The organism is Microvirga zambiensis WSM3693 (assembly GCF_016735695.1).
GTDB lineage: Bacteria > Pseudomonadota > Alphaproteobacteria > Rhizobiales > Beijerinckiaceae > Microvirga > Microvirga zambiensis.
This window is the reverse complement of record NZ_JAERQD010000005.1, coordinates 133,139-146,023: the sequence shown is the minus strand read 5'-3', so window position 1 is coordinate 146,023 and position 12,885 is coordinate 133,139. Positions and strand designations below refer to the sequence as shown.

General features: G+C 62.7%; 14 protein-coding genes. 13 read left to right on the top strand and 1 reads right to left on the bottom strand.

Going from position 1 to position 12,885, the window contains the following annotated elements; all coding sequences use genetic code 11:
• The 3 genes from JKL46_RS06300 to JKL46_RS06290 are packed head-to-tail and all read left to right on the top strand — an operon-like array spanning position 1 to position 1,751.
• Positions 1–765: an ABC transporter permease gene (locus JKL46_RS06300; RefSeq protein WP_201830939.1), complete on the top strand. Its 765-nt coding sequence runs from the start codon at positions 1–3 to the stop codon at positions 763–765.
• The gene (locus tag JKL46_RS06295) at positions 753–1,484 is read left to right on the top strand and encodes an ABC transporter ATP-binding protein (protein WP_201830935.1); all 732 of its coding nucleotides are present in this window, start codon (positions 753–755) and stop codon (positions 1,482–1,484) included. Before JKL46_RS06300 ends, JKL46_RS06295 begins: the two co-directional genes overlap by 13 nt.
• A gap of 60 nt (positions 1,485–1,544) precedes the next feature.
• Positions 1,545–1,751, top strand: a complete 207-nt coding sequence (locus tag JKL46_RS06290) for a hypothetical protein (protein ID WP_201830932.1) — start codon at positions 1,545–1,547, stop codon at positions 1,749–1,751.
• A 44-nt stretch (positions 1,752–1,795) separates the two neighbouring features.
• Here JKL46_RS06290 and JKL46_RS06285 read toward each other — a convergent pair whose 3' ends face one another.
• Positions 1,796–2,785 carry an MBL fold metallo-hydrolase gene (locus tag JKL46_RS06285; RefSeq protein ID WP_201830931.1) on the bottom strand — a complete coding sequence of 330 codons (990 nt, stop codon included), beginning with the start codon at positions 2,783–2,785 and terminating at the stop codon, positions 1,796–1,798.
• 243 nt (positions 2,786–3,028) lie between these two features.
• On the opposite strand from JKL46_RS06285, the gene JKL46_RS06280 reads away from it, so the two are divergent.
• The 10 genes from JKL46_RS06280 (at position 3,029) to JKL46_RS06235 (ending at position 12,240) form a co-directional block, all read left to right on the top strand.
• Positions 3,029–3,391, top strand: a complete 363-nt coding sequence (locus JKL46_RS06280) for a hypothetical protein (RefSeq protein ID WP_201830930.1) — start codon at positions 3,029–3,031, stop codon at positions 3,389–3,391.
• Between the two features lie 137 nt (positions 3,392–3,528).
• Entirely contained in the window at positions 3,529–4,641 is a 1,113-nt protein-coding gene (locus JKL46_RS06275) for an S-(hydroxymethyl)glutathione dehydrogenase/class III alcohol dehydrogenase (protein WP_201830929.1), read from the top strand.
• Positions 4,642–4,820: 179 nt separating this feature from the next.
• Complete coding sequence (gene gfa / locus JKL46_RS06270) at positions 4,821–5,399, top strand: S-(hydroxymethyl)glutathione synthase (RefSeq protein WP_201830928.1); 579 nt, start codon at positions 4,821–4,823, stop codon at positions 5,397–5,399.
• A 194-nt stretch (positions 5,400–5,593) separates the two neighbouring features.
• Positions 5,594–6,070 carry a formate dehydrogenase subunit gamma gene (locus tag JKL46_RS06265; protein ID WP_201830926.1) on the top strand — a complete coding sequence of 159 codons (477 nt, stop codon included), beginning with the start codon at positions 5,594–5,596 and terminating at the stop codon, positions 6,068–6,070.
• Positions 6,067–7,623 carry a formate dehydrogenase beta subunit gene (locus JKL46_RS06260; protein WP_201830924.1) on the top strand — a complete coding sequence of 519 codons (1,557 nt, stop codon included), beginning with the start codon at positions 6,067–6,069 and terminating at the stop codon, positions 7,621–7,623. Before JKL46_RS06265 ends, JKL46_RS06260 begins: the two co-directional genes overlap by 4 nt.
• A 12-nt stretch (positions 7,624–7,635) precedes the next feature.
• Entirely contained in the window at positions 7,636–10,479 is a 2,844-nt protein-coding gene (gene fdhF / locus JKL46_RS06255) for a formate dehydrogenase subunit alpha (RefSeq protein WP_201830922.1), read from the top strand.
• Between the two features lie 85 nt (positions 10,480–10,564).
• Positions 10,565–10,843 carry a formate dehydrogenase subunit delta gene (locus JKL46_RS06250; protein ID WP_201830920.1) on the top strand — a complete coding sequence of 93 codons (279 nt, stop codon included), beginning with the start codon at positions 10,565–10,567 and terminating at the stop codon, positions 10,841–10,843.
• A 59-nt stretch (positions 10,844–10,902) separates the two neighbouring features.
• Positions 10,903–11,283 carry a hypothetical protein gene (locus JKL46_RS06245; protein WP_201830918.1) on the top strand — a complete coding sequence of 127 codons (381 nt, stop codon included), beginning with the start codon at positions 10,903–10,905 and terminating at the stop codon, positions 11,281–11,283.
• 244 nt (positions 11,284–11,527) lie between these two features.
• The gene (locus JKL46_RS06240; RefSeq protein ID WP_201830916.1) at positions 11,528–11,782 is read left to right on the top strand and encodes a hypothetical protein; all 255 of its coding nucleotides are present in this window, start codon (positions 11,528–11,530) and stop codon (positions 11,780–11,782) included.
• 26 nt (positions 11,783–11,808) lie between these two features.
• A complete protein-coding gene (locus JKL46_RS06235; protein WP_201830915.1) occupies positions 11,809–12,240 on the top strand; it encodes a cupredoxin domain-containing protein in 432 nt (143 codons plus the stop codon).
• Positions 12,241–12,885 lie beyond the last annotated feature (645 nt).

Genomic DNA, 12,885 nt, shown 5'->3' with positions numbered 1-12,885 from the left:
ATGAAGAAGCAATCGGCCAGGCGATCGACGCATCTTGCCTGGTCGGCGCTGTCAATCGTCGTTTTGGTCGCTGCCTGGCAAGTCGCGGCCTCCTTCTCGGATCCGCGTTTGCTGCCGGGCCCCGGCCGGGTCGGCGCAACGCTGGTCGCGGCCGGGCTCGATGGATCCCTCTTCACGAATATCGGTATCACGCTGGCGCGAGTATTCGCGAGCTTCGTGCTGGCAATGACGATCGGTTCGGCCATTGGCATCGCCCTCGGACGCGTCGTGCTGTTGAACCGCTTCTTCGATCCCTGGCTGATCCTGTTCCTGAACCTTCCGGCTCTCGTCATCATCATTCTCTGCTACATCTGGCTGGGCTTGACCGAGGTGGCAGCAATCATCGCCGTGGCCATCAACAAGATCCCCAACGTGGCAGTCACCTTGCGCGAAGGGGGCAGGGCGCTGGACCGAGATCTCCTCGAGATGGCTTCCGTGTACAGGATTGGCCGATGGAGGACCTTGCGCCATGTGATCCTGCCCCAACTGACACCCTACTTCATGGGTGCCGTGCGTTCGGGTCTGGCACTCGTGTGGAAGATCGTGCTCGTGGTCGAGCTCCTTGGCCGCGGCAGCGGGGTTGGCTTCGTCATCGGCTCGGCATTCCAGCTCTTCGATGTCTCCACCATCCTCGCCTACGCCCTCGCTTTCGTCGCCGTCATCCAGATGATCGAGTTTCTCATCCTCCAGCCATGTGAGCGGAGACTGAACCGATGGCGGCGATGACAGGTCTTGAGATCGAGATCGATGACAAGACATATGCGCCGTTGGCGAGCGCCCCGACGCGCCGGATTTTCGATGGGTTTCAGTTGACGGTCGATCCGGGAGCGTTCGTGTGCCTGCTCGGTCCGTCCGGTATCGGCAAGACCACGTTGCTGAACATGATCTCAGGACTGGACACGGATTACTCGGGCCGGATCGAATTTCGTGGCGAGCCGCGCCCGCGCATGGGTTACGTGTTTCAGACGCCACGCCTGCTGCCCTGGCGGACGGTGCTCGAGAACATCCTTCTCCCCTTGCCGTCGACGGAGGCCGCAAGGCGGACAGCGGTCAACCTGCTCACCGACATGGGAATGTCCGACACCCAGGATATCTATCCGGAACGTCTTTCCCTTGGCATGCAACGGCGCGTTGCTCTTGCGCGCGCGTTTGCCCTCGAGCCCGATATCCTGCTGATGGACGAGCCCTTCGTATCGTTGGACGAGACCACGGCCGACAAGCTTCGCGATCTCCTGATCGAGATGCTGGCGCAGAGGCCAGTCACCGTACTGTTCGTCACGCATGACAGCCGGGACGCCATCCGGATGGCAAGCCGCATCATCGTCCTGTCCGGCTCTCCGGCTCATGCCGTCAAGGATATCCAGGTCGGGCTGAGCCATGGGGAACGCTTGGACAAGGGAGCGATCGAGGCCTTCAGAGGCCGCTTTCTGGCGCAATCTCAATGATTCTGATAGCCTTGGCACCAACCTTTGGCGGCTTGCTGGCCGTTCGGATAGGAATTCTCTATGGCGTTGATCTTCCTTGTTTGTCTGATTTCATCGCCCGATACCTGCAAGGAGGAGCGTTTCAGTCTGGCATTTGAAGCTGCCAGCGAGCTCGGCTGCATGACGGGAGCGCAGCCCAGGATGGCAGAGTGGACGAATACGCATCCCGGTTGGCGCGTCGCTCGCTGGAAGTGCATTCCTCTGGATCTGGAGGAGCACCACATCTGAAAGATCCGGCACCAAGCTTCTGACGGGAAGCTTGGCCGCCTTCGTCACTTTGGATCTACGTCGTTCCACTGCCAGTCGACAGGAATCCACGCGAAAGCCCCACCAGCTCTCGTGACATGGCCGAGACCTGGATACGGCAGGTGGTAGGTCGAGATAAGCGCCTTTTCGCTCGCGCACCGCTCCAGGAATGCCCGGCGCGTCTTGGCACCTTGCTCCAGATCAAGATCGAATCCGCCGCGCCAGTCCGGGCGCTGTAGCGCGACTGCACGGTTCCCAACGACGTCCGCTGTGCAGAGGAGATGATCGGAGCCGGAGGCGATTTCAACCGAGGTGTGTCCAGGGGTATGGCCGGGCGTTGCGATGGTCGTGATGCCCGTGGCCGCCTCGCCGCCAGGTTTTACCGTGCGGATGCGGTCCTTGATCGCCGCAACCGTTTTCATGTTCTGGTGGTAGATCTGCTCCCAGAAGGCATCATTGGCCAGCGGATGCTGAGGCCGCATCCAGAAGTTCCACTCCGCCTCGCCGACGACGTATTCCGCGTTCGGGAATGTGCGCTCCGCATCACCATCATCGGTCACGCCCCACATATGATCCGGATGGAAATGGGTGATCAGGATCGTGTCCACCTGCTCCGGCTTGATCTCGGCCGCGGCCAGGTTCTCGAGCAGGCGGCTCGCCGTTGGCTGGAACTTGCCGCGGGAACCGGCATCGACCAGCACGAGGCGATCGCCCGTGTTCACCGCCAGGACGTTAACCTGCAAGGTCGCGTTGTCCGTCGGCTGGAAGTCTCCCGCGAGAACCATGTCGCGGTCCGCCTTGGCCGTTTCCGGCCAGAGTGCCTCGCAAGGAAACGATATCGTTCCGTCACTCACCACCGTGATCTGGAACTGCCCGAGGGGAAACCGATAGAAGCCCGGCACCTGTGCACCTGACGTTAGGGCACGGGCTTCGGCATCGCCACCCGGCGTGCCAACAAGGAGCGCGGTTGCGGCACCTCCGGCACCAACAAGAAAGTCACGACGATCCAACATCATCCTCGCCTCCCTTGATGCAGCATTGCAGCGAGGCGGCAGAGATCGCGGAGAATACGGTTGCCGCTCCGCAGACGCAGTTCGGCTCAACTTCCACGGTTGTGGAGCGACCATCCTAGCATAACCGAAGGGTCTGGTCCCCGCTCACGGCTTCCCCTCATAGCGGGAAAGCGCCACGATTGCCCGGCATTCACCCGCACCGAAGTGTTTGATATGCTGCGCTCGGATCCCGAGGGGAAGTTGCGCATGTCCTGGGCGAATGTTGGCTGGAGGTGCAGCCTCCTTCTGGGGCTGCTGACGACTTGTCCGGCGGGAGCCCAGGATGAGGGCGTCAACGACTATCCGACGACCGCCCGTGCCGACTACGTCTTTGCCTGCATGGCGGCCAATGGGGGATCGCGGCTGGCGCTGGAACGCTGCTCATGTTCCATCGACGTCATCGCATCGATCTTCCCGTATGAGCGCTATGTCCAGGCGGAAACCGCCCTCAGCGTAGGCCAGCGCCCGGGGGAGAGTTCCGAACTGTTTCGCAACAATCCCTACATGCGGGATCTTGTCGCCGATCTCCGCCGCGCGCAGGCCGAAGCGGAAGTGGAGTGTTTTCCCTGAATCCGATGCCTCTTTTTAGTAATTCCGGCGTAACGGAGGGAGGCATCATCCCAGTGGTTTGAAGCTCCCCTTTACGCTATAAACTTAGGCATTCCCTACTCGAATGCCTGGAGCAACTCTACGAAAGGGGAAACGCCATGGACATGCGCGCCGCCGTCGCCTGGGAGGCTGGCAAGCCGCTCACCATCGAGACCATCCGCATCGAAGGCCCGAAGGCGGGCGAGGTGCTCGTGGAGGTGATGGCAACAGGCGTCTGCCACACGGATGCCTATACCCTGTCCGGTCTCGATTCCGAGGGCAAGTTCCCGGCGATCCTCGGCCATGAGGGCGCGGGCATCGTGCGCGAGGTCGGCCCCGGCGTCACGACGCTGAAGGTCGGCGATCACGTGATCCCGCTCTACACGCCCGAATGCCGCAACTGCAAATCCTGCCTGTCGCGCCGCACCAATCTCTGCACCGCGATCCGCGCCACCCAGGGCCAGGGCGTCATGCCCGACGGCACGAGCCGCTTCCGCTGCGACGGCGAGACCGTGTTCCACTACATGGGCTGCTCGACCTTCGCCAACTTCACCGTGCTGCCGGAGATCGCACTCGCCAAGGTGCGCGAGGACGCGCCCTTCGACAAGATCTGCTACATCGGCTGCGGCGTCACCACCGGCATCGGCGCGGTGATCTACACGGCCAAGGTGTGGCCGGGCGCCAACGTGGTGGTGTTCGGCTTGGGCGGCATCGGGCTCAACGTGATCCAGGGCGCGCGCATGGTCGGCGCCGACAAGATCATCGGCGTCGACATCAACCCGGCCAAGGTCGAGATGGCGAAGAAGTTCGGCATGACCGACTTCATCAACCCGAGCGAGATCGGCCCCGACAAGGTGGTGCAGGCGATCGTCGATCTCACCGGCGGCGGCGCCGACTTCTCGTTCGATGCCACCGGCAACGTGAACGTGATGCGTCAGGCGCTCGAATGCTGCCACCGCGGCTGGGGCGAGAGCATCATCATCGGGGTGGCGGAAGCGGGCAAGGAGATCGCCACCCGCCCGTTCCAGCTCGTCACGGGGCGGGTGTGGAAGGGCACGGCGTTTGGCGGCGCGCGCGGGCGCACGGACGTGCCGAAGATCGTCGACTGGTACATGGAGGGCAAGATCAACATCGACGACCTGATCACCCACACGATGCCGCTCGACGAGATCAACACCGCCTTCGACCTCATGCACGAGGGCAAGTCGATCCGATCCGTGATCGTCTACTGATCGGACGTTCACCGTGCTCCGGACTCGCTTCCGAAATGCTTGAGGCAACCTCGTTCTTAGTTGCGTGCCTAGTTGCGTGATCTAACGAAACATTCCCGCTCGGCCCTCCTGGCATGACATCTAAGATGCCACGCCGCGCAAGGTAACCGAACGGACTTTCACGGGGAAAGGAGCGTCCAATGAATGCAACTCTCTCGATCCACCCGGCAGTCGACAACGGCGTAACCCCCGGTGATGCGAACTTCGCCGGTGGCAGGCTCACATGCAAGTGCACCAGCGATCCGGTCGTCGTGGAGATCAAGGGCAATAGTGCGTTCAACCACATGTGCGGCTGCACAAAGTGCTGGAAGCCGAGCGGTGCCACATTCGCGATGATTGCCGTTGCGCCGCGCGACAACGTGACTGTCACGGCCAACGAGGATAAGTTGCAGGTCGTCGATCCGTCCGCGACGATCCAGCGTCATGCGTGCAAGGTCTGCGGCGTTCACATGTATGGCCGCATCGAGAACAAGAACCATCCCCTGTATGGCTTCGACTTCATCCATACCGAGCTTTCTCCGACAAGTGGATGGTCGGCGCCTGGATTTGCCGCGTTCGTCTCATCGGTCATCGAGTCGGGTGTGGATCCGGCCCAGATGCCGCAGATCCGCGCCCGGTTGAGGGAACTTGGGCTCGAGCCCTACGATTGCCTGTCCCCCGAGCTGATGGATCTCATAGCGACCCATACCGCCAAGGCCAAGCAGGCGGCTGCCGCCTGAGGCAGGGCGAGGAACGGGTGAAGGTAAGCGCGCGGCCCCGACAAGGCCGTGCCGCACCTCGAGCATGTGCTCAGGTCAGGCCCGAAAGCGAGCCTGGCCTGGCTTCCGGCTGTCCGATCCTCGCGAAATTCTCGGTTGCATACCGCTGCCAAGACGAGCAGTCTCGGGCCAACTAATAGTATCCAGGTGTGGAAATGCCGAGGTTCGGCGAATGGGATCAACGTCGCGCGCGCGCGATCATCGCGGCACATGCTTCTCTGGAAGGCCCGGTGCTGCCGATCCTGCACGCGCTCCTCGACGAGTTCGGGCATATTCCCGACGAGGCCATAGCCCTGGTGGCCTCGGAGCTGAACCTCTCGCGGGCGGAGATCCACGGAACGGTCAGCTTTTACCATGACTTCCGGCGGAGGCCCGCGGGCAGGCACGTTCTCAAGCTGTGCCGTGCCGAAGCCTGCCAATCCATGAACGGTCCGCGGATCGCACGCAGCCTTCTGCATGAGCTTGCGATCGACTGGGGCGAAACCACGCCTGACGGCGCCTTGACCGTCGAAGGGGTCTATTGCCTCGGGCTGTGCGCGTGCGCCCCATCCGCGCTCTATGACGGCGAACCCATCGGACGGATCGACCGGGACCGTCTCGATGGCATCGTCCGGGAGGCGCGAGGAACATGACCAGGGTCTTCATCCCGCATGATGCCGCCTCGCTGTCCCTCGGCGCGGCGCGGATCGCCAGGCTGATCGGTGCAGAGGCCACCACCAGAGGCTTGCCACTGGAGATCGTGCCGACCGGGTCCCGCGGCCTGTTCTGGCTCGAGCCCCTGGTCGAGGTCGAGACGCCCGAGGGACGCATCGCCTACGGGCCGATCGGCCCATCCGACCTCGCCCGCCTGTTCGATGACGATTTTCTGTCGGGTGGGAGTCATCCCTTGCGCCTGGGGCGCCTGGAGGACCAGCCTTACCTTGCCCGGCAGCAGCGGCTGACCTTTGCCCGGTGCGGGATCGTCGACCCGCTATCCGTCGAGGATTACGAGGCCCATGGCGGCTACGCGGGACTCCGACACGCGCTGACCCTGGAACCGCAAGCCATCGTGGACGAGATCAAGCTTTCCGGATTGCGCGGGCGCGGCGGGGCCGGTTTCCCGACCGGGATCAAGTGGGGCACGGTCCTTCATGCGCAGGCCGACCGCAAGTACATCGTCTGCAACGCGGACGAGGGTGACAGCGGTACCTTCGGAGACCGGATGCTCATGGAGGGGGATCCCTTCAGCCTGATCGAGGGCATGACCGTTGCGGGTCTGGCCCTCGGCGCTGCCAAGGGCTTCATCTACATTCGATCGGAATACCCTCACGCCTACCGGACCATGACGGAAGCGATCGAGCTTGCCATGGAGGCCGGCTACCTCGGACCATCGGTGATGGGATCCGGTCGTGCCTTCGCGCTGGAGACGCGGCTCGGTGCCGGGGCTTACATCTGCGGCGAGGAGATGTCCCTCCTGGAAAGCATCGAGGGCAAGCGCGGCATGGTGCGGGCCAAGCCGCCACTGCCAGCGGTCAAGGGGCTCTTCGGCAAGCCGACCCTGATCAACAACACGCTGTCCCTCGCGACGGTGCCGTGGATCCTGGCCAATGGCGGGCAGGCCTATGCCGATTTTGGCATGGGACGTTCACGTGGCACCCTGCCGATTCAGCTCGCGGGCAATGTCAGGCGCGGAGGGCTCATCGAATTGGCCTTCGGGACCACCATGCGGGAGATCGTCGAGGATTTCGGGGGTGGAACCGCGACGGGGCGCCCGGTCAAGGCGGTGCAGGTCGGCGGACCTCTCGGAGCCTATTTCCCGGCCTCCATGCTCGACCTTCCCCTGGACTACGAGACGCTCGCTGCCGAGAAGGGCCTTCTCGGTCACGGCGGCATCGTCGTGTTCGACGATACCGTCGATCTCTCAGGGCAGGCCCGCTTCGCCTTCGAGTTCTGCGCCGCAGAGAGTTGCGGCAAGTGCACGCCCTGCCGCGTCGGCGCGGTGCGTGGCGTCGAGGTCATGGACCGGATCATCGCCGGTGTCGAGCCCGAGAAGAATTTCGAGGTCCTTGAGGACCTCTGCACGCTGATGACCGATGCTTCGCTCTGCGCCATGGGCGGACTGACGCCCTTGCCTGTGATGAGCGCGTTGAGACATTTTCCCGAGGATTTCGACAAGGCTCCGCGTGTTCCCGCGGCTGCCGATTGACGGAGAGCGATTATGGCTCTGATCAAGGACGTCGATTACGGCACGCCGATCCGTCGGACGGAGAAGGCGGTTACGCTGACTATCGACGGCCAGCCTGTCACGGTTCCGGACGGCACCTCCGTCATGGCCGCGGCCATGATGCTGGGGACCGAAATCCCCAAGCTCTGCGCCACGGACTCGCTTGAACCTTTCGGCTCCTGCCGCCTCTGCCTCATCGAGATCGAGGGGCGGCGCGGAACGCCCGCGTCGTGCACGACACCCGCCGAAGAGGGCATGGTCGTGCACACGCAGACCGATCGGCTCGCAAGGCTGCGGCGCGGCGTGATGGAGCTCTATATCTCGGATCACCCCCTCGACTGTCTCACCTGCTCGGCCAACGGCGATTGCGAGTTGCAGGACATGGCGGGCAAGGTCGGTCTGCGCGATGTCCGATACGGCTATGACGGCGAGAACCACCTCAAGGCGCCGAAGGACGAGTCCAATCCCTATTTCACCTTCGAGGACTCCAAGTGCATCGTCTGCTCGCGCTGCGTGAGAGCCTGCGAGGAGGTTCAGGGCACCTTCGCCCTCACAATCCAGGGGAGGGGGTTCGACTCGCGCGTCTCGCCGGGCGGAATGGATTTCTTCAGCTCGGAATGCGTCTCCTGCGGTGCTTGCGTGCAGGCCTGCCCGACGGCCACGCTCAATGAGAAGAGCGTGATCGAATTCGGCACGCCGGAGCATTCGGTCATCACCACCTGCGCCTATTGCGGCGTCGGGTGCTCGTTCAAGGCCGAGATGAAAGGGAGCAAGGTCGTTCGCATGGTGCCTTACAAGGACGGCAAGGCGAACGAAGGGCATTCCTGCGTCAAGGGACGGTTCGCCTGGGGCTATGCCACGCACAGGGACCGCATCACCAAGCCCATGATCCGCGAGAGGATCACGGACCCATGGCGTGAGGTCTCCTGGCAGGAAGCGATCGGGCACGCTGCCAGCGAGTTCAGACGGATCCAGTCCAAGTACGGTCGCGACTCCATCGGCGGCATCACGTCCTCCAGATGCACGAACGAGGAGACATTCCTCGTCCAGAAACTCGTCCGCGCCGCATTCGGCAACAACAATGTCGATACTTGCGCCCGCGTCTGTCACTCGCCGACCGGATACGGTTTGAAGACGACCCTCGGCACCTCGGCCGGCACGCATGACTTCGCATCGGTCGACCATGCGGACGTCATCATCGTGATCGGGGCCAATCCGACCGACGGGCATCCAGTCTTCGCATCCCGCATGAAGCGGCGCCTGCGCGAGGGAGCCCGCCTCATCGTCATCGATCCGCGCCGCATCGATCTCGTGAGATCGCCTCACATCGAGGCGGACTACCACCTGCCCCTGAAGCCCGGGACCAACGTGGCGATGATGAACGCGATTGCGCATGTGATCGTGACTGAGGGACTGGTCGACGAGGAATACGTGCGCGAGCGGTGTGAGCTAGACGCCTTCGAGTCGTGGGCCCGCTTCATAGCCGATGATCGCCACGCTCCCGAGTCCGTCGAGGATCTGACCGGCGTGCGGGCATCGGATGTGCGCGCCGCGGCCCGTCTCTATGCAACAGGCGGCAATGCGGCGATCTACTACGGGCTCGGCGTCACCGAGCACAGCCAGGGCTCGACCATGGTGATGGGCATGGCGAACATCGCGATGGCGACCGGGAACATCGGGAAGCCCGGCTGCGGCGTGAACCCGCTGCGCGGGCAGAACAACGTCCAGGGCTCCTGTGACATGGGCTCCTTCCCGCATGAGTTCTCCGGCTACCGGCACGTCTCCGACGATGCGACGCGGCAGATGTTCGAGACTTTCTGGGGGGTACACCTCCTGAACGAGCCTGGCCTTCGCATTCCCAACATGCTCGATGAGGCGGTATCCGGCTCCTTTAAGGCTCTCTACATCCAGGGTGAGGACATCGCCCAGTCCGATCCCGACACGCAGCATGTGACCGCCGGCCTCAAGGGCATGGAATTCGTGGTCATTCAGGACATCTTCCTGAACGAGACCGCCAAGTATGCCCATGTCTTCCTGCCCGGCTCATCGTTCCTCGAAAAGGACGGTACCTTCACCAACGCGGAGCGGCGCATCAACCGCGTGCGCAAGGTGATGCCCCCGCTGGGCGGTTTGGCGGACTGGGAGGTGACTGTCGCACTTTCGAACGCCCTCGGGTATCCGATGCATTACACGCATCCGAGCGAGATCATGGATGAGATCGCAAGCCTGACGCCGACCTTCGCCGGGGTGTCCTACGCCAAGCTCGACCAGCTCGGCTCGGTCCAGTGGCCATGCAACGAGGCCGCGCCTGCCGGAACGCCGATGATGCATGTGGATCGCTTCGTCCGCGGCAAGGGCAGGTTCATGATGACGGACTTCGTCCCGACCGAGGAACGCACGGGGCCGCGTTTCCCACTGATCCTGACCACGGGCCGCATCCTGTCGCAGTACAACGTCGGGGCGCAGACGAGGCGCACGGAGAACAGCCGCTGGCACGAGGAGGACGTGCTCGAGATCCATCCCTTCGACGCGGAGAGCCGAGGGATCGTCGATGGCGATCTCGTCTCTCTCGAGAGTCGATCCGGCGACATCGCCTTGCGCGCACAGATCAGTGAACGCATGCAGCCCGGCATCGTCTACACGACGTTCCACCACGCGAAGACGGGCGCGAACGTGATCACCACCGACTATTCCGACTGGGCAACGAACTGCCCGGAATACAAGGTCACTGCAGTGCAGGTCCGGCGTACGAACCGTCAATCCGATTGGCAAGCCCGGTTCTATGAGGAGGATCTGGCACTCAAGCGTATCGATGCCAGGGCCGACGCTGCTGAATAGAGACAATGCGTTCGACCGCGGTGCGGCGATGCGCCCGCCACCGACGCCAGCGGTCTGCGCTTTTGCTGATGGAGTAGGTTTTTGCATGAGTGTCGAGAAGCTCGTCCGCATGGCCAACCAGATCGCCAGCTTCTTCCGGTCGTATCCGGAGGATCAGGCGCTCAAGGGCATCCATGACCATCTCGTGGCCTTCTGGACGCCGGGGATGCGTAACGCGCTTCTCACCTACGCAAGCCAGGATGACGGAAAGCTCGATCCGCTTGTGGTGAAGGCGATGCGTGGGGCTCCATCGGCGAAGAACCCGATCGAGAAGCAACTCGCCGGACCGGAGAAGGTCGGCGAGTTGGGGAGCGATGCCGGGTAAGGTTGCTCTCTTCGCCACATCGGTCACGGGGACCGACTTCGCCTGCGCAGGAGTCCGACATGGCCCAAAAAACCTTGGTTCTACTGTTCGCCTGGCTCTGCATTGGTCTTCCTGCCGGGGCGGCGGAGGACAGGGCGGTGGCGGCTCTGGCCCAGGACCTGAAGGAGCATGCGCCGTCCGAGTGGGAGGTCCGCGTGCGTTGGCGGGACGGCAGGCTCCTCGCAACGATCATGCCGCAACCCTACCAGACTGCCTTCGAGCTCTGGTACGCGCCTTCGAGGATGATCGCAGCACTCACAGAACTTTGCCCAGGGGCCAACGCGGAGATCTGGAGCCTCGTTGGATCGGACCAGGACATCGTCCTCGAACCCAGCGTCGGAGGAAAGACTGCTCCGAGCGCTCGGGTCAGTTGCCGCAAGGCCATGCTGAACAAGTCCTGAGGGGAAAGGTGATGATGCGGATGAGGAATGTTACGCGCGGCCGTACCGTTCCTCTGTGAGAGCATGCGACAGATTGAGGGGTAGGAAATCCATGCTATGCTGTATTCGAAGGTAGAGAGGTGATTGCGGACAGCGCCCGTCCAGGGTCGGGGTGCCGGGCCGGCGAGGGTCGCGGACACCGACCTGCGTGATCGTCCGCCGCACAGCGTATCAGGCTTCGTTCAATCGCAAGCGGGGTACTCTCATGCGTCCTTTGTTAATGTCGTGCCTTGTCCTGACGACGTTCGCCTCCTCGGTCATGCCGGCCGTCGCCGATGACCAGGCCGATTGCACCGCCGGCATCGCCATGATCAAGGCGGAACTCGACAAGAAGCCGCCGCAGACGACACTCACGGCACTACAGCGGGCGCTGAGGAGCGCCGAGCGCGAGTTGAAGGAGGCGGAGTTCGACGAGTGTGTCGACGCCGTCGACGACGCCAAGAAGGCGCTGGGCCGCTGATGCCGTCCAACTGACACGAGGAGCCCATGATGACCGTCTTTCGAGTGAGCGTTCTGGCCGCCGCCCTTTTCCTAATGATGCCGCCATCTCCGACCTGGGCCCAGGCCGGGCTCCTCGGACGGGTGACGCGGCTTGCTCCGATCGAACTGGCGGCTGGAAAGCCGCTCGCCGAAGCCCCGTATGAGATCGAGGCCGGCAAGTACTATCGGCTTCCCATACGGGCGGACGGGAGCCAGGAACTGCAACTCGTCGGTCCGGAGTTCTTCCGCAACGTGTGGATCAACGAGGTCGTCATCAACAAGATCGAGGTGCGCCCGTTAGGGCTCGACAGCATCGAGTTCGATGCCGAGGGCGAGGCCACCATCACGTTCGTGCCGATCCGGCCCGGCACCTTCGAGTTGCGAACCCCGGGCACGACCGGCGAATCCCAGCGGGTGATCTTCAACGTAAAGGGTTGATGGGGACACCGAGGCAGTTTGCGGCGATGTAACGCACCTATGGAGCGGACCCTCTGGATGCAGCCGTAGCGCTCGCTGACGATTGACGTCTTCTGGTAACCGGTTTCTCAACCGAACATAAAGACGATCACAGCGATTAAGGGCTGCGCTCGCACGGTGAAGCGGGGCGGTGAGGTGATTACCAGCATCACGACCATTGCCACAGCCGGTCAAACTCCTGGCCATACTTTGGTTCAGATCGCATCTGACTCTGCTTACCTTCTCTGTATGGCGGATGTCATTGGGAACGTCGCCGTCAGCATTCAGAGATCCTATCTGCGCCAGCGGGTTCAATCTTGATTCTGAGCGAGGTGCAAGGACGTGCTGGGGATTCCTGGAACGGTGTGCGAGCGAAGGAGCACTTGTATCGACATACCGCCTGTGGTCTGCGGGACCTGGCCATGTTGCTAAATGAAGGTAGCTTTCACATGAGTTTTTCCGACCGGCAATGGAATTGCATGAGTCCAATTTAACGGCTTCTTCTCAGATGGAGGTTGGCCGAAAGGGTAATGCCATTCACTCCTACGGGAGTACAACCGCCGTAAGCTGAGTGAGGGTTTGGAAGGTCTCCTGTTGGCACATTCCGGAAGAAATACTATGGTCTGC